Here is a 17,192-nt window from a genome sequence, read left to right as displayed (position 1 = left end):
GCTCAGGATACGGTGCCTACTTAAAACTGAGTCAACATATTGAAAATTCGTTTCCAAAAGAAACAAAACGCATATATCGCGGGATAGAGCAGTAGGTAGCTCGTCGGGCTCATAACCCGAAGGTCACTGGTTCGAGTCCAGTTCCCGCTACTAAGGAAGTCATCAACGAAAGTTGGTGGCTTTTTTTGTATATAGTTAAATCATTAGGGCCCACATCCGCCTGAGGCGGGCACTGGTTCCCCCGAGGCTTCGGGGCAGTTCCCGTTACTGGAAAAAGCTTCATAAAAATATGAGGTTTTTTATTTTCCCTATTATCAGTTCTTACTTTTAAAAATCTCTTGAATAAGTTATCTTTTGAAAAAATATAGAAATGACCTTCAAAAGACCTTTATCCGTTCTCCTATATTTCTTGTTTTCATTTCAGTGGGGAATGGGGCAAATAGAATCAAATACCTCGTATGAAACCTTGGAAGCCCTTTACAAAGAATGGCGCGCTTTTGAAGAACCACCAAAGTACCAAGGGGCTCCAGATTATAGGACCATTACTTTTGATAACAGACAGGCTGCTTTTAAGGTGTTACAAACAAAGTTAAAAGATATAAGTATCATACACTGGCCAGTATCCGAACAAGTTGACTGGCACATTTTGCTTGCAGAAATGAACGGTTACGATTTTAATTATCGCATACTAAGACCCTGGCATCGAGACCCGGCCTTTTACAAAACCGTTAGGATGAGCCGAAGCGATGTTCCCGCTCACGAAGGTCCTACCCATCATGCACTGCTGGAGGTTTGGCAATACAACTTTCCCTTAGACCAAAAATCCAAGGAAAAAATGATGAAAGAACTGCAGGTTATTCCCGTTCTTAACGAGCAGGCAAAACTTAACTTAACCGGAAATGCCAAAGACCTCTGGATAACCGGTATACGAGATATCCGAGAGCAAATCAATAATCTAGAGGCATTGCAAAATATGTTAGGAATCGCAAAAGACAAAGCTCTTTCCAAAGCAATAACCAAAGCAAAAGAGGCTACGATAAATCTTGTTAAGTGGTTAGAAGAGCAGGCTTCTTCTAAGACTGGACCCAGTGGAATAGGGAAAGAAAATTACACATGGTACCAGCAGAACGTACATTTGGTACCCCTCACCTGGGAGGATGAAGTATTATTATTAAAAAGAGAGCTGGCCAGAGCATGGACCGCTTTAAAGTTAGAGGAGCATAGAAACAGGAACTTACCAAAGCTCGTCGCGGCAGATTCTCCTGAGGTGTATCAAGAATTAGCTGCTGCATCCGCTGAAAGTCTGCTAAAATTTTTGGAACAGGAGGATATTGTTACGGTTAAAGAATATTTTAAACCTGCGCTAGCCGAACATTATGGGGCCTTTGTTCCCGAAGAGAAACGTAATTTCTTTTGGATAACTGCACACTATGACCCAAGACCCCTATTCTCTCATTTTTATCATTGGTTTGAGTTGGCCCGTATGGACGAAGAACCAAATCCGAGCATTATTCGAAAGAATCCTTTACGCTATAACATTTTCGACTCTAGAAACGAAGGTTTGGCCACGGCGGTAGAGGAAATGTTTCTACAGGCCGGTCTTTACGAAAACAACCCCAGAGTGCGGGAAATTGTATATATTATGATTGCGCAACGGGCGGCAAGAGGTCTGGGTTCACTCTATGCCCACGCCAATGAAATGACCATGGAAGAAGCCGGAAAAATACATTCTGACTATACTCCACGAGGGTGGATGAAAACCGAAAAAGAACTCTTGATTTTTGAACAGCATCTCTATTTGCGTCAGCCAGGCTATGGCACCAGTTATATTACCGGTAAGTATCTGGTAGAGCAGGCCTTAGCGGAATATACCCGTCTCTCTGAGAAAAAAGGACAGCCTTTTCAACTGAAATCTTTTTTTGACAAATTAAACGGTATCGGTAACATCCCCATTACTTTAGGACAATGGGAATTAACAGGAAGTAGGGACCATTTAAATAGTATCCTGGATTAATAAGTTCATAAGCCCAATTCAATTTGAGTAAAGCACCCAAACTTTCTAGACAATTAGGCCTTTTGGCTTTGACGGCTACTGGCGTTTGCTCTATGTTGGGCGCTTCGATAAACGTTGTGCCGTTTATGATTCAAAAGAATGTTCCGGGTATTGGTCCGTACGTGCTATATGCTTTTGCCTTTGCCGCAGTGCCTGCCATTTTCGCTGCACTTGCCTACGGTATTCTCGCCTCGGCAATGCCCAGAGCAGGTGGCAGTTATATTTATGCCAGCAGGGGACTGCACCCCTATTTGGGTTTCGTAGCAAGTTTTTCGCAATGGTTTGGACTCTCTATCGTCATCGGGGTCATTGCTTATGTTACTATCCCCTTTATACGTGATATTGCTATGGAACTGGGATGGGTAGGAATGTCCCAAACCTTAGAACTGGGATGGGTAAGGATTTCTTTGGCACTACTACTGATATGGAGTTTTGTAGGGATCAACATCAGAGGGGCAAAATCCTACGCCTTCACCTTATTACCCATGATGTTTCTTATGTTCGTTTTAGGCGGCATTGTTATAATAGCCGGATATTATTTTACACCTTCAGATTTTGTAACGGCCTTAGAACTTAGAGAAAATAGAAATTTTATACCCATAGAAAACGCTGTTTTTGACTGGCGTATCTTCCTCTCCGCAGCAGCGCTGTTATTTTCTAGTTTTATAGGTTTTGATTCCATTGCTCAGGCTGGCGGTGAGGCCAAAAACCCAACAAAGACCTTACCTAGGGCCATTATCTTATCTATCACTTCGGTTGGGCTTTTCTATTTCCTATTTGCATCGGCGGTATACCATACCGTGCCTTGGAGTTTTGTTGCAGAAGAAGCCATTAAGAAAGATATCTCGGCCCCTGGTCTACTCAGTTATGTACTACCTTCCGGTCTTGGCATTGCTATTTTGTTGGGCGCCACCATCGCCTTGATCAATGATTTGCCCGCCATGTTGCTTTCCGTTTCGCGTTTAATGTTCGCCTGGGCCAAGGACGGCATCTTTCCGAATTTTATTACCACTATCCATAAAACGTATAAAACCCCTAATGTTGCTTTACTACTAGCCGGACTCATGGCGAGCGTTGGCGTATTCGGTTCCCATTTTGCAGGCGATTTTTTCTTGGGAATAGATATTATGGTCACCTCAATGATGGTGAATTTTTTATTGATGTGCATTACCCTGATAACACTACCCAAGGTCAATAAAGAACTTGCGGATAAAATTAGTATGTTTAAAAATAGAAGGTTACAACTGATCATCGGGTGGGCGGGTATCGTTTCCTTGATTCTTTTCCTAGCGGTACATACCTATAAGGACCTTAGTTCTAACGTGGAGGAATGGTATTTTCACTCCACTCCTATTTGGCTTCTTGTTATGGGAATGGCAAGCTTGCTCTTTGTAACTAAATGGAGACAACTCAAAAACCAAGGCTCCGACCCAGATAAAATCTTTAAAGTACTCCCAGAAGAATAAATTATGACAGCTAAAATTCACCTTGCGAAGAATTTAGAAATTTCCAGAATCATTACCGGTCTTTGGCAAATAGCCGATATGGAACGTGATGGAAAAACCCTAGATCCGGTGGCGACTGCTGCCTTTATGGAACCATACGTGGTCGACGGATTTACCACTTTTGATATGGCCGACCATTATGGCTCTAGCGAGATTATAACCGGAACTTTCAAAAATAACAATCCGCTGGGAAATCAGGTACAGTTGTTTACCAAATGGGTGCCAGAACCGGGAGATATCACTTTAGCCGATGTAAGAACCGCAACACAAAAAGCCTTAGACCGTATGCAACAAACGAGCGTGGACCTGATGCAGTTTCATGCATGGAACTATCCCGACCCAAGTTGGTTAGACGGACTCTTTCATTTAAAACAATTACAGGAAGAAGGTCTTATAAAACATATCGGTGTTACCAATTTTGATGCTGCCCATTTACGAATTGCCTGCGCTAGCGGAATCCCTATTGTGAGTAATCAAATCTGCCATTCTTTACTTGACCAAAGGGCTGCCACAGAAATGACAGATGTTTGCACGGAGTACGATGTTAAGTTGTTAGCGTTCGGCACCTTGGCGGGCGGATTTCTAACCGATAAATGGTTGAACAAAGATGAACCTACCGAAACCGAATTGACAACGTGGTCCCAAATGAAATACAAACGTTTTATTGATGCCGCAGGCGGATGGGCCAACTATCAAAATGTGCTTAGTGCCACAAAAAAAGTAGCGGATAGACATGGCGTATCCGTAGCAAATATCGCAAGCCGATATATTTTGGAAAATCCTAAAGTAGCGGCGGTTATCGTTGGTGCCAGATTGGGAGAACGAAACCATATTCAGGATAATAAGAAGATACTAGCCATAGACCTTTCAGCAGAGGATATTAACACGATAAAAGAGGCCCAAAAAATGCTGCTGCCCATTCCTGGCAACTGTGGAGATGAATATAGAAAACCTCCTTTCTTAACGGCCTCGGGAGACTTGAGCCATCATTTAGAAAAAATACCTAAACCGTTTACAATCAATAAGTCAAGTGAATCCAGAGAACAAATTTTCAGCGGGACCGAATGGGAGTCCTTTGCTGGATATTGCCGTGCCGTAAAACAAGACAACCGTATTTACATTTCTGGCACAACGGCCACCCATGGTTCGCGTAAGATTGGCGGAGGGGATGCAGCAGCACAGGCACATTTTGTCATCGATAAAATAGAAGCAGTACTACAGACCTTTGAAACAACCTTGGAAAGTGTAGTGCGTACGCGGATATTCGTTCGCAACATAGATGATTGGGAACCCGTTGCCCGCGCACACGGCGAACGCTTTAAAAACATAAATCCTGCCAATACTTTAGTGGAAGCGAAGTTAGTGGGTGAGGGTTATCTGGTAGAGATTGAAGCCGAGGCCATTATTCAAAACTAAAAAGTAAGGATAAAGCATCTTGCGTCCTACCTTTCTCTAACCATGATTTGGCCAATTGATGAACTTTTGCCTTGTCACCATCAGAAAGTTTCGCTTTAACCTCCTTATCCGTAAGAATGTCATCTATTTCCGATGCGGTTGGCACACGTTCCAAATTACCCAAACGTCCCAAGTTATTTCCCGTAAGAATTTCACTTTCCCGAACGGATGCCGGAAGTTGGTCCACTCCGATACCTTTTGTCCGTATGGGCTTGGGAATTTCAAAAAGTGCTGTGCCACTTGCCCGTGTATACCAACTTTCGCCCATTCTACCTACCAAATCCAGCTTTTGGGTATCTAACTTGTCGTCCGTTAAATATTCTTTATTGATGTGGATGAGCTCCACTTTGGCTAAAATCAAATTTCCTGCCCCAGGCGTATCCGCCAACTCAATTACTTCGGTAACCGTACATTCTAGTGCCACTGGTGCTTCACCAACACGGGGAGGTTTTACTTTTTCGCTCTGCACCTGAGTAAGTCCCGCTTTTACGAACTCGTTTACGCCTTTATCGTAGGCCGTACTGGATAAGGACATTTGCTCTACAATAGGATAATTTACGATGTTAATGACTACTTCTGGCACTTCTTTTACATTCTGATGGGAATGTTTTAAACTACCGTCCCTACCGCTGCGTGCGGGGGAGAATATGAGTATCGGCGGATTGGAACTAAAAACATTGAAGAAGCTAAAAGGACTTAAATTCACCCTACCCTCCGCATCAATGGTACTGGCAAAACAAATTGGCCTTGGTGCCACTGCGGAAAGTAAATATCCGTGTAGCTCCGGTTGAGAAATTGCTTTTGGATCTATGGTCTTAATCATTATATTTATTTCATTCGCGTCTAAGTGCTAATTTGTTTTTCTATTGTAAAATTCTACTGAAAACACCTCACTTAGTATCCCCCTTTTTTTAGGAGGTTGCTGTTATTTTAATTTGCTGGCAGTATTTTGGCACTTACCGCTCCAAAGCCTACACGCTTACCTTCTTTCTCCGCAAAACCGCGCATGGTCACCGTATCCCCATCATTTATGAATTTACGTTCGGAACCATCGTTCATTTTCAATGGTTTAGTGCCCATCCAAGCCAATTCTAGCATAGAACCATAGGAGTTTTCATCTTTTCCAGAAATAGTACCGGAACCGTATAGGTCACCGACCTTTATATTACATCCATTTACGGTATGGTGTGCCAATTGTTGCGCCATATTCCAATACATGTATTTAAGATTAGAATTACAGACCGTTTTTTCTTCACTCCCTTCCGGGGTAATGCTGACAGATAAATTAACATCATAATTCTTCTGCCCGTTATACTGTAGATAAGGCAGTACTTCAGGTTCTTGTTTTGGTCCAGCAACCTTAAAAGGCTCCAAAGCCTCAAGTGTAACGATCCATGGTGAAATGTGTGAAGCAAAATTTTTAGCCAAGAAAGGCCCTAGCGGTACATATTCCCATTTTTGGATATCACGTGCGGACCAGTCGTTCAATAAAACCAATCCGAAGATATAATCATCTGCCTCCGAGGTGGAAACCGAGGAACCGAGCTTGGTATTTTTTCCGGTGATAAAACCCATTTCCAATTCAAAATCTACGCGTGCCGAGGGACCAAAAATAGGTTGGTCCGCACCATTGGGAATGGTTTGCCCTTTTGGTCTATGCACCGCGACATCGCTTACCATAATAGAGCTTGCCCTACCGTGATAACCTACGGGAATGTGTCTCCAGTTCGGAAGTAAAGCGTTTTCCGGGTCGCGGAACATTTTTCCAACATTTGTAGCATGTTCTATACTGGAATAGAAATCGGTATAGTCTCCTATGGAAACCGGCAGGTGCATTTGTGCTTCTGACTGCTTAACAAAAAGTTCTGGCCTTCCTGCCAATACCGAAGTATCGTCTTTTAACCAAGCCTGAATATCGGTCCTTACCTTATTGGTAATAGGCTTGCCCAAATCTATAAAATCGTTGAGCGTGTTTTTTTCAAGCACCGCAGTGTTAAAGTCAAAGACCTCTAATTCCGCCACAGCGACCAAATCTAAAATATGCTCGCCTATGGCAACTCCCGCTCTTGGACTTCTATCAGTTGTAGAAAAAATCCCAAAAGGAATATTATATATGGAAAAATCTGAATTTTCAGGTATGTGTACAATCATTTTATCAGTGTCTGGAAATAATAAATAAGTATAAGGACGTTTGTCCTATATCTTGTTTCTAAGTTCTTGTTTCATTTGTTCTCACCCTTTTTGGGAATCAGAAGGATCTTCTAACCAAGATTTGTAATATTTACCATCATCGATCTTCATTGCATTTTCGGTAAGCTGCAGTGGTTTAAAGGTATCAATCATTACCGCGAGTTCCTCGGTCTTCGTTTTACCAATACTGGCCTCATAAGTTCCGGGGTGTGGTCCGTGCGGAATACCTGCGGGATGCAGCGAAATATAACCTGGACCAATGCCCGTTCTACTCATAAAATCCCCGTCAACATAATACAACATTTCGTCAGAATCTATATTGGAATGGTTGTATGGTGCTGGTATGGATTTTGGATGATAATCGTATAAACGTGGACAGAAGGAACATATCACAAAAGCGCTTGTTTCAAACGTCTGATGTACTGGTGGCGGTTGATGCACCCTACCTGTAATGGGTTCAAAATTATGTATAGAAAATCCGTAGGGATAGTTATAACCATCCCACCCTACTACATCGAAAGGATGTGTTGCATATACAAGATGGTGCAACATGCCCTGTTTCTTGATTTTCATAAGAAACTCACCTTTTTCGTCATGTGTCTGTAAGTCTTGCGGTAGTTTGTAATCGCGCTCGCAAAATGGAGAATGTTCTAATAATTGCCCAAACCAATTGCGATAGCGTTTTGGAGTATAAATGGGATGAAAGGATTCAGCGTACAGTATGCGGTTCTCTTCGGTATCAAATTCAATTTGATAAATCATCCCGCGAGGAATTATCAGATAATCTCCGTATTCGAAAGGTATATTGCCTAAAAAGGTTTTTAATGTTCCCGTGCCTTTGTGGATGAACAACATCTCATCAGCATCCGAATTTTTGTAGAAATATTCGGTCATCGATTTTTTAGGAGCTGCCAGCCCAATTTGAACGTCATTATTGACAAGCATAGGTTCTCTGGATTCTAAAAAATCATCTTTTGGAGCAACATCAAAACCTATTAGCTTTCTGGATTTTATGTGCTTTGCTTCGGCTATTTTTGGGCTCATATCAATGGCCTCACCAATCTCCTTTACCTGTGTGGGCCTATGAACATGATAAAGTAGCGATGACATCCCATCAAAACCAATAGTCCCGAATAATTGCTCATAATATAAACCTCCACTTGGTTTCTCAAATTGAGTATGTCTTTTTGGCGGAAACTTTCCTAATTTATGATATATGGGCATGATTTTAACTTATGCGTTATGGTTAGTAATGCTGAATTTAGAACCTAGTCCTGTATGCAGCAATCCTAACTTAATTAATGTAATGTACCTCTTAATTGTTGTTCTAGTTCAATGGCTTCGAACAATGCTTTAAAGTTACCTTTTCCAAATGACTGCGCTCCTTTTCTTTGAATAATTTCAAAGAACATGGTCGGTCTTGGCTCTATGGGTCTGGTGAAAATCTGTAGCAGGTATCCTTCATCGTCCCTATCCACCAAAATCCCAAGCTCTTTTAACGGTGCAATATCCTCGTCTATTTTACCGACTCGGTCTGTAACCGCATCATAATAGGTATCGGGGATTGTCAAAAATTCTATACCCCTACTCTTTAAATCGCGTACCGTTTGGATAATATCGTCCGTTGCAACGGCAATATGCTGAACACCTTCACCTTCATAAAAATCCAAATATTCCTCTACTTGAGATTTTTTAGCTCCTTCCGCAGGTTCATTGATCGGGAATTTTATTCGTCCATTACCATTACTCATCACCTTACTCATTAAGGCCGTATATTCGGTAGAAATATCATTATCGTCAAAAGAAAGGATATTTACAAAACCCATTGCCTTCTCATAGAACTCCACCCAATAGTTCATCCTATCCCAATCTACATTACCCACCATATGGTCTACATACTTTAACCCTGTTGGCGCTGGATTATAGTCTGGCGTTTCCCATTTCGTATATCCCGGTAAAAAGGTTCCCTTGTAATCTTTACGCTCTACAAAAATATGAACCGTTTCTCCATAGGTATAAATACCTGCACGCACTACTTTACCTTCTTCATCTTCTTCGGTAACCGGCTCCATGTAGGATTTAGCACCTTTGCTTACCGCTGTTTCATACGCATAAGTAGCATCGTCTACCCAAAGTGCCACCACTTTAACCCCATCACCGTGCCGATCAATATGCTTACCGATCTCGGTACCACTCTTTAATGGCGAAGTTAATACCAACCGTATCTTATCCTGAACTACCACATAACTTTCGCGGTCCTTTAATCCCGTTTGTAATCCGGCATAGGCGTACGATTGAAAGCCAAAAGCCGTTTTATAGAAGTGCGCTGCTTGTTTGGAATTACCCACGTACAACTCAATGTAGTCGGTGCCATTGATAGGCATAAAATCCTTGGCATCTTCATGCAATTTTGGTAAAGCTGTCGTATCCATAATTATTTCTTTCTGTTTATTGTTGCATATGCAACAAATATATTAAAAAAATTGTTTTGTTCTTAATCTTATCTATTATTTAACAGCTCCTTCAGAACTGCCAACATCGCTTCATTTGCCTTTCGGACTCCAAAAGATATCCTCACCTTTCCTGGAGCACCAAACACGCCTACAGGCCTCACCATGATTCCCCTTTCTTCCATAAATTTTGTAAACTCCATGTCAGCTATGGGTGGGTCTATCATCACAAAATTTCCTTCGGTAGGCCAAAATTTTATGCCAAGCTCCCGTAGACCTTCCAAAACAAACTCCCTTTCTACACGAACCAATTCCACGGTACGTTGTACAAAATCTACATCTTCCAGAGCGGCAATGGCCCCTTCCAATGCCAAGGAGGACAATAAGAAGGGTTTACAGACTTTTCGAATATAGTTGCTCAGCGCTAAAGGAGCATAGCAATACCCAACGCGCAAACCTGCCAAGCCATAGGTTTTTGAAAAGCTATTTACAGCAATAATATTATGGCCCTCGAACACAAATGGCAATGCCGATGTATAATCCGACGCTACCGCAAAATGTCGGTAAACCTCGTCATAAACAACTATAATTTCTTTAGGTAATCGCGAAAAAAAATCGGCTAGAACATGACGGGGAATGTGGTTACCGGAGGGGTTATTCGGCGAAGCCAAAAACACCAGTTTTGTCTTCTTGGTAATTGCTTTTAAAATACCCTCTAGATTGTAGTCATAGTCCGGTGTCATCGGCACATTAATAGCTTTGGCACCCATCCAACGCGTAAAGGCCGTATAGGGCAAAAAGCAAGGTTGCGATACGATGACTTCATCGCCTTCTGACAAAAACACCTTTGAGATAATATCTATGATTTCAGAACCGCTATTTGCCGTAACAAAATGGTCGGGAGCTAATTTCCCCTCAAAATCCTTGGACAGGGCTTCTCGCAACCTTATATCCGTATTGTCGGGATACAGGCTCAAATCATTCAGCGCGTTGGTGATTGCAAGGCTTGCTTTTTGGGAAAAACCTAACGGATTTTCATTCGATGACAACTTGTGTACCTCAATACCCTCGGGCATCACTATTTTTTTGCCTCCGCCCTTGTAGGTGCTATCTTCTTGAATATAGGATTTGTACATAATTCTCTTAAACCTTAGTAGTCAAAAGTAATGCATTTTTTCATTATTGTTGCATTAACAACATTATTTTATATTTTCTGCTTACTTTTGAGAACTACAACGATTTTATCTATGGACACAACAGAAGGTTTTGGAGTGTATCTTGACCGTACCCTTAAAAAAGTACAGCATACTTTCTTGAGAACTTTTATCGAAAACGATATTGATCTCACCATTGAGCAATGGGTTATTTTGCGCAGGGTGCATCTTTTGGGGCCGGGTGCCTCCCAAGCAGAAATAAGCAATACCAACTTTAGGAACAGGGCAACAACCTCTAGAGTTATCCGTGGACTTTGTAAAAAGGGTCTTTTAGAGAAAACGCGTTTTGGAAATGATCAAAAGCGTTACAGACTTTTAATGACCGATGCTGGTAAGAACCTCATGGATAAAGTAATGCCACTGATAAAGGATATTCGTAAAATAAGCATTAAGGATATCAGTGATTACGAATTTGATATATTCCTTAAAGTTTTGGACCAGATTTGGGAAAACTATGACCAATATGAAGCTAATAGATAAGTACTTAAGGGCAGTTGGAAATTAGCGTAATGTTCCTTTAGTCCATAAAATGAGTACGCTATAAGAAACGTGTCGTTTTTTATAGCATCTTTTAGCTATTTTGGTTTTACAGCTATATAAAATTTAGTAGATTTGCACCCACATTTGAAAAACCGTTTCAAATGTTAGGGTCGCATAGCTCAGCTGGATAGAGCATCTGCCTTCTAAGCAGACGGTCGGAGGTTCGAATCCTCCTGCGATCACAAAAAATACCTTAAAGACCCTACATCTTTAGGGTTTTTTTATGGCCAATCCGTAGGGCATCTGTAACTATGAAGTAAGCCTTAGCTCGCTATATCTTGCATTAATTACAAAACTTGACTGTGGATTATCTTGATTTCTTCCATATTTCAAACTGATTTCCGATAGCATCATCCGTAAGCGGATAGAGCCCAACAATGGTTTTTCCGTTTTGAACTTGCTCCATCACAAATTCCTCATATAAGGTCATCTTTGAACATTCTTGGACCACTTCATCAATTAAATGAGCGGGAATAACCATGACACCATCATCATCACCTAAAATAATATCTTTCGGAAAAACCGCAACATCTCCACATCCTATGGGCTCATTTATAGCTATGGCTTGGTGCAAGGTTAAATTTGTTGGCGCCGAAGGACTGTTGTGATAAGCGGAAAAATCCAAATCGGCAATCTCAGCGGAATCACGAAAACCCCCATCGGTTACAATACCGGCAACGCCACGTTTCATTAAACGTGTTGCCAATATAGAACCCGCGGAGGCCGCACGCGCATTTTTCCTACTATCAATAACAAGAACGGCACCTTCAGGACATGTTTCTACAGCTACACGTTGCGGATGGTCAGGGTCTTTAAAAACTGTTATTGTATTTAAATCTTCTCGGGCGGGTATGTACCGAAGGGTAAAAGCATCTCCAACCATGGTAGGTCTTCCTTTTTTAAGCGGAACAACGTTTTGTATGAATTGATTTTTTAACCCTTTCTTGAATAAAAACGTAGCTACGGTAGCCGTGCTAATAAACCTAAGCTTTTCTCTATTTGTTTTAGATAATTTACTCATATCTCGCTATGCTTTTTTCCATGCCTCTTTTAAGAAATTCAAGTCTTTCTTTACACGCAAAAAGACTTCCTTTTTTGAAATATTTATTGTGGATGCGCCGCGCTCTGCACCGCCCAAATCGTGCTCTACATGCAATGAAACAGGCACCTGTATATCGTATGCTTTCAATAACGAAAAATAACGATTAAAATCAACCATCCCCTCTCCTAGTGGTACATGTACAGGTTTCCATTTACCATTAACCTTAGCCCATTTAAAATCTTTAATTACGATGGATTTAACGTAGGGTTTAATTAGTCTTAGGCCAAGTTCCCAACTAGTTCCGCCTTCTACTACGGCATGTCTTATATCATACTGGCACCCCATAAATTCATTAGCTGTTGCAGAAAGAATCGTGGATAAATCCCATATGGGAGCTCCTACATTCTTACCTGCATGGTTCTGGTAACAGCCTACGATGCCAAAACGCTTGTTGACCAACTCTAAGGCCTTGGCCTGCTCCCCGAACAAACGCTGACTGTCCTTTAAATTTTTATGCTCATCATATTTTAACCAATCTGTACGGTAATGGGTAAAACCTAAATTACTGGCTGTTTCTAGCACCGTTTTATGCACTGCACTACTACTATCCCAAACATTGGTGGTCATGAGCTGAGGCCGTAACCCATACTTTTTCATGGCGGCTACAGCTTTAGGCAAATCAGCAACTACCTTTTCTGGCCATACGTGTCCTTTGGGCCTAACGGTCAAATCCAGACCGTTAAATCCCATATCGGCAGCTGCCGCAGACATCTCATCGTAATCTAAGAACTGTAAATGCTTGGAAAATAAATTCACTTGAATAGCATCGCTGGCTTTCGAGGTCAGATTATGGAGCGTATTACTGAATCCCATAAGTGGAACACCTGCTGTGACTATGGCGGACAACTTGGTGAAATTTCTTCTGGACATACTGTTTCGCGCGCTTTCATTTCTACTAAGTTTTTGTTTAATCAAGGCAAAATAAGTTAAAAATTTGTGAGTCTTACAAATATATGTATTTTTGGTAAACCAAACTGGTTAACCAATTTTATTGAATTTTCATGTTTTCGTTTTTTTATAAAAACAGATCCATAGAAAACGGTCTCAATAAAATTTTAACTTTACGGGTATAGTACTTATTCTAAATAATTAAAATTACTTAGGGATTACATAATGACGGCAACAACTAAATACAACGGAACAACATGAACCAAGAAACAGCGCAATCTTTAAATAAAGTCTTTCCTTATCTCATAGGTATTATCGTACTGTTCACTTGTTGCAACGGTGGCAACAAGAAAACCCCCGAACATTTAAAAGACCTTTCATCAACAACTATCAAAGCAAACGACGTGATACCTTTCTTTGAACATTGGAACTTGATTTTAGGCGATGGAACTAATGCGGGCCCAGCGGTCGACTTTGAAAACAAAGATTTTTTTTACACTTCGACCGATGAAAATGGCAATTGGGTCGTATTTAAGTCGCCCAATGCGGGAAATACGCACGGCACTTCCAACAACACAAGAACAGAACTAGCTCAACTGAAGAAGTGGACACCCATGACCTCTGCTAAAATGAACGCTACACTTAAGGTAATGAATGTTTCTACGACAGGAGACGCTCGTGTTGCATCCACGCATTCTGTGGTAGTCGGCCAAATTCACAGTGCGGATGGCCACGAGAACGAACCCCTCAAAATATTTTACAAAAAATTTCCTGGTCATACCAAAGGATCCGTTTTCTGGAACTATGAAATTAATACCGCTGGTGAAGATAATTCGCAGCGTTGGGATTATTCCTATCCTATTTGGGGTTATGATTTTTCAGTCGTTGGCTCCGATGAAAACACCTTTCCCCCAGAACCGGAAGATGGTATTGCATTAGGAGAAGAGTTTAGTTACAGTGTAGAAATAAAAGAAGGAATGATGCACCTTACTTTCACCAGTGACGGCCACGAAACCAAAACTTTTGCAAAAAACCTTATTGTTTCAGATTATGCGAAACGCTCCAATATACCTGAACAGGTAAAGACTCTTTTTGTTCCTATAGGGCAAGATGGTATAGAACGCCAAAATGCTTATCAGGGCGAGGGGCTCTTTTTTAAATTGGGTACATATAATCAAACCAACGGCAAAGACCCTAAAGTCAATAAAGTATGGTGTTCTGGTGCCGAGACCCATGGCGGTGACCTACAAAAGCAATATGCGGACGGCAACTATGCCGAAGTCTGGTTTAAATCGGCCAATATCACTATTCCGGATGATGCTATTTCCAATGCAGGCTATTTTGAGGCAAACGATGGATTAAGTGCAAAAACAGTTTATCCGAGCGAGGTAATTCCCTTTATGAATAAATTTAAAATCCTTTTAGGAAATGGTATCAAAGAGGAAAATTTAGTAGGTTATGAGCATAAAGATTTTTTCTACACGGTCATAGACGGTACCCGTCGTTGGGTAGTTTATAAAACGCCTAACTCCGGAATAACTTCGAAAAACTCTAGCAATACAAGAACGGAATTGCACGAGAAAAGGGAGTGGACGCCTGAGGAAGGAGGTAAATTGACCGGCACCTGCAAGGTAATGCAGGTCTCCGTTTCTGGTGACGCCAGGGTAGCCGCCTCTTATTCTACCGTGGTGGGACAGATACATAGTGGCGAAGGGCATGAAAACGAACCTATAAAAATCTTCTACAAGAAATTCCCTGGTCAAACAAAGGGGTCCGTGTTCTGGAACTATGAAATCAATACTGCAGGTGATGATAATTCCGGCAGATGGGATTTTTCCACAGCCGTGTGGGGTAATGACATGTCGGTCATTGGAAAAGATAAAGAGGACTATCCTGCCGAGCCTACGGACGGCATAGAATTGGGAGAAGAGTTCAGTTATGAAATTAATGTGTATATGGGCATAATGTATCTTACTTTTGAGAGTGAAGGTCACGAAACAAAAACCTTTACTAAAAATTTATTGATTTCCGAATATGTTTCTCCTTCGGATATACCAGACCAAGTAAAACGATTATTCGTGCCCATAGGACAGAACGGGACAGAAAGAGCAAAGGCATATGGTGGCGAATTGGGTTACTTTAAACAAGGAGCCTATAACCAAACCAATGGAAAAAGTCCGGATACCAATAGGGTATGGTGCGCGGGAGCGGAAACCTACGGAGGAGACATCACCAAACAATATGAAAATGGTTGTTATACCGAAGTTTGGTTTAGAGAAGCCACCGTTGGGCCGGGTGTGCCAAATAAGTAAATTATTTCGGAGCAGGCCCAAAAGGGTATAGAAGTAAAGCCAATATTCATTGCAACGCAAGCGTAGCGATATAAATATCGATTGTCGAGTTAATCAGTCACTTTTAAAATTAATCAAGAAGAAAATGAAACGATATAGCGAAAAATACATCATCTCAAAAGAGGTAGAATGGGAAGAGCTCGGTGGAGGGGTATCTAGAAAATTCCTGGGTTATGATAACCAGATTATGATGGTAAAAGTCAAATTTGAAAAAGGTGCCTTAGGGGCCCCACATCAACACTTTCATACACAAGCCACCTTTTGTGTTTCAGGTAAGTTCGAATTTGAAATCGATGGTGAAAAGAAAATAGTAGAGGCAGGAGATGGCGTCTATATTGAACCTAACCTATTACACAGCGCAATCTGCCTGGAAGAGGGAATGCTTATTGACACGTTTAGTCCGGTAAGGGAAGATTTCTTAAGTGGTGACGCAGTATCCTACTTTGGAGATAAACAATCGTAAAAAAATAAGGTATACATCAGCGACGCTCCCAATAGCAGAGGCAAGCTTCAAGTTGTTCACTACAAAACTGCACTTCGCGTAAGGGATAAGAAAAGCACAAAGGTCCTTATGCAACGGTATGTTAAAAGAATTAATATCGAATAAAGAATTCGTTTCTTATTATTTAATATCATGAAAAACAAACTATCTGGAAAGAACGTACTAATTACTGCCGGCGCACAAGGAATTGGGAAGTCTATAACCAAACACTTCATAGATAGCGGAGCTAACGTTGCCATACACTACTTTTCTAGCGCAGATACTGCTAATGAATTGATGAAATATGCGAAGACTAAAGGACAAAATGCGATTACGGTTGGTGGTGATTTGACTAAGAAGGCTGAAGCGCATCAACTCGTTGAGAAAACCGTTGAGGCACTTGGCAGTTTAGATATACTAATCAACAATGCAGGATCATTAGTTGCGCGTAAAATGCTCACTGAAATGGAGGCTGAGTTCTGGCATAAAGTAATGGATATTAATCTTACTTCTATGATGTTCGTTACTCGTGCTGCATCCCAACACCTAGGAAAAAATGAACATAGTAGCATCGTTAACTTGGCATCACTTGCCGGTCGAAAAGGAGGACATCCCGGATCATTGGCATATGCTACGAGCAAAGGTGCAATTCTCACATTTACACGAGCGCTATCTGCAGAATTAGGTGCTCAAGGTACTCGTGTTAATGCGGTCGCACCGGGTTTAATACTCGGAACTTCCTTTCATAATACACATACCACAAAAGAGTCGGCAGCGGCAACTACAGCAAGTATTCCAATTCAAAGACCGGGTAATGCGGACGATGTAGCAAGAGCAGTTGTATATCTTGCGTCCGAATTTGACGGCTTTATCACCGGGGCTACCTTAGATATCAATGGTGGTGTTTACAATATGTAATTATAAAAAAAGATTAGGTACGGATTAAGGGCGCATTACCCTGCC

14 protein-coding genes and 2 tRNA genes are annotated in these 17,192 nt (G+C 41.4%); 9 read left to right on the top strand and 7 right to left on the bottom strand.

Going from position 1 to position 17,192, the window contains the following annotated elements:
• Positions 1–77: 77 nt before the first annotated feature.
• The 4 genes from BFP77_RS02820 to BFP77_RS02805 all read left to right on the top strand — a co-directional run bounded on the left by BFP77_RS02820 (position 78) and on the right by BFP77_RS02805 (position 4,974).
• Positions 78–150: transfer RNA gene (locus BFP77_RS02820), tRNA-Met, on the top strand.
• 220 nt (positions 151–370) lie between these two features.
• On the top strand, positions 371–2,014 hold the full coding sequence (locus tag BFP77_RS02815; protein ID WP_180272292.1) for a hypothetical protein: 1,644 nt from the start codon (positions 371–373) through the stop codon (positions 2,012–2,014).
• 23 nt (positions 2,015–2,037) lie between these two features.
• A complete protein-coding gene (locus BFP77_RS02810) occupies positions 2,038–3,519 on the top strand; it encodes an APC family permease (protein ID WP_218963446.1) in 1,482 nt (493 codons plus the stop codon).
• Between the two features lie 3 nt (positions 3,520–3,522).
• A complete protein-coding gene (locus BFP77_RS02805) occupies positions 3,523–4,974 on the top strand; it encodes an aldo/keto reductase (protein WP_099572557.1) in 1,452 nt (483 codons plus the stop codon).
• Here BFP77_RS02805 and BFP77_RS02800 read toward each other — a convergent pair.
• The 5 genes from BFP77_RS02800 to BFP77_RS02780 form a co-directional block, all read right to left on the bottom strand.
• Positions 4,961–5,836 carry a flavin reductase family protein gene (locus tag BFP77_RS02800; protein WP_099572556.1) on the bottom strand — a complete coding sequence of 292 codons (876 nt, stop codon included), beginning with the start codon at positions 5,834–5,836 and terminating at the stop codon, positions 4,961–4,963. The genes BFP77_RS02805 and BFP77_RS02800 overlap by 14 nt on opposite strands.
• 107 nt (positions 5,837–5,943) lie before the next feature.
• The gene (fahA, locus tag BFP77_RS02795) at positions 5,944–7,164 is read right to left on the bottom strand and encodes a fumarylacetoacetase (RefSeq protein ID WP_099572555.1); all 1,221 of its coding nucleotides are present in this window, start codon (positions 7,162–7,164) and stop codon (positions 5,944–5,946) included.
• Between the two features lie 81 nt (positions 7,165–7,245).
• The gene (locus BFP77_RS02790) at positions 7,246–8,427 is read right to left on the bottom strand and encodes a homogentisate 1,2-dioxygenase (protein WP_099572554.1); all 1,182 of its coding nucleotides are present in this window, start codon (positions 8,425–8,427) and stop codon (positions 7,246–7,248) included.
• Positions 8,428–8,501: 74 nt separating this feature from the next.
• Entirely contained in the window at positions 8,502–9,635 is a 1,134-nt protein-coding gene (gene hppD / locus BFP77_RS02785) for a 4-hydroxyphenylpyruvate dioxygenase (protein WP_099572553.1), read from the bottom strand.
• 68 nt (positions 9,636–9,703) lie between these two features.
• Entirely contained in the window at positions 9,704–10,789 is a 1,086-nt protein-coding gene (locus BFP77_RS02780) for a pyridoxal phosphate-dependent aminotransferase (protein ID WP_099572552.1), read from the bottom strand.
• Between the two features lie 111 nt (positions 10,790–10,900).
• Between BFP77_RS02780 and BFP77_RS02775 the strand changes: the two genes are divergently transcribed.
• Complete coding sequence (locus tag BFP77_RS02775) at positions 10,901–11,347, top strand: MarR family winged helix-turn-helix transcriptional regulator (RefSeq protein WP_099572551.1); 447 nt, start codon at positions 10,901–10,903, stop codon at positions 11,345–11,347.
• 168 nt (positions 11,348–11,515) lie between these two features.
• Positions 11,516–11,589: transfer RNA gene (locus BFP77_RS02770), tRNA-Arg, on the top strand.
• A 125-nt stretch (positions 11,590–11,714) separates the two neighbouring features.
• Here the strand turns inward: BFP77_RS02770 and BFP77_RS02765 are convergent.
• Both BFP77_RS02765 and BFP77_RS02760 read right to left on the bottom strand, forming a co-directional pair.
• Entirely contained in the window at positions 11,715–12,428 is a 714-nt protein-coding gene (locus BFP77_RS02765; RefSeq protein ID WP_099572550.1) for a ribonuclease activity regulator RraA, read from the bottom strand.
• Between the two features lie 6 nt (positions 12,429–12,434).
• A complete protein-coding gene (locus BFP77_RS02760) occupies positions 12,435–13,379 on the bottom strand; it encodes a sugar phosphate isomerase/epimerase family protein (protein ID WP_099572549.1) in 945 nt (314 codons plus the stop codon).
• Positions 13,380–13,654: 275 nt separating this feature from the next.
• On the opposite strand from BFP77_RS02760, the gene BFP77_RS17440 reads away from it, so the two are divergent.
• The 3 genes from BFP77_RS17440 (at position 13,655) to BFP77_RS02745 (ending at position 17,147) form a co-directional block, all read left to right on the top strand.
• Positions 13,655–15,709: a polysaccharide lyase family 7 protein gene (locus BFP77_RS17440; RefSeq protein ID WP_099572548.1), complete on the top strand. Its 2,055-nt coding sequence runs from the start codon at positions 13,655–13,657 to the stop codon at positions 15,707–15,709.
• A 124-nt stretch (positions 15,710–15,833) separates the two neighbouring features.
• Entirely contained in the window at positions 15,834–16,211 is a 378-nt protein-coding gene (locus BFP77_RS02750) for a cupin domain-containing protein (protein WP_099572547.1), read from the top strand.
• Between the two features lie 171 nt (positions 16,212–16,382).
• Complete coding sequence (locus BFP77_RS02745; RefSeq protein WP_099572546.1) at positions 16,383–17,147, top strand: SDR family NAD(P)-dependent oxidoreductase; 765 nt, start codon at positions 16,383–16,385, stop codon at positions 17,145–17,147.
• Positions 17,148–17,192 lie beyond the last annotated feature (45 nt).

Origin of the sequence: Maribacter sp. 4U21 (genome assembly GCF_002742365.1) — a bacterium.
GTDB lineage: Bacteria > Bacteroidota > Bacteroidia > Flavobacteriales > Flavobacteriaceae > Maribacter.
Note: the sequence above shows the minus strand (reverse complement) of the source record. Positions and strands in the feature narration are given on the sequence as shown.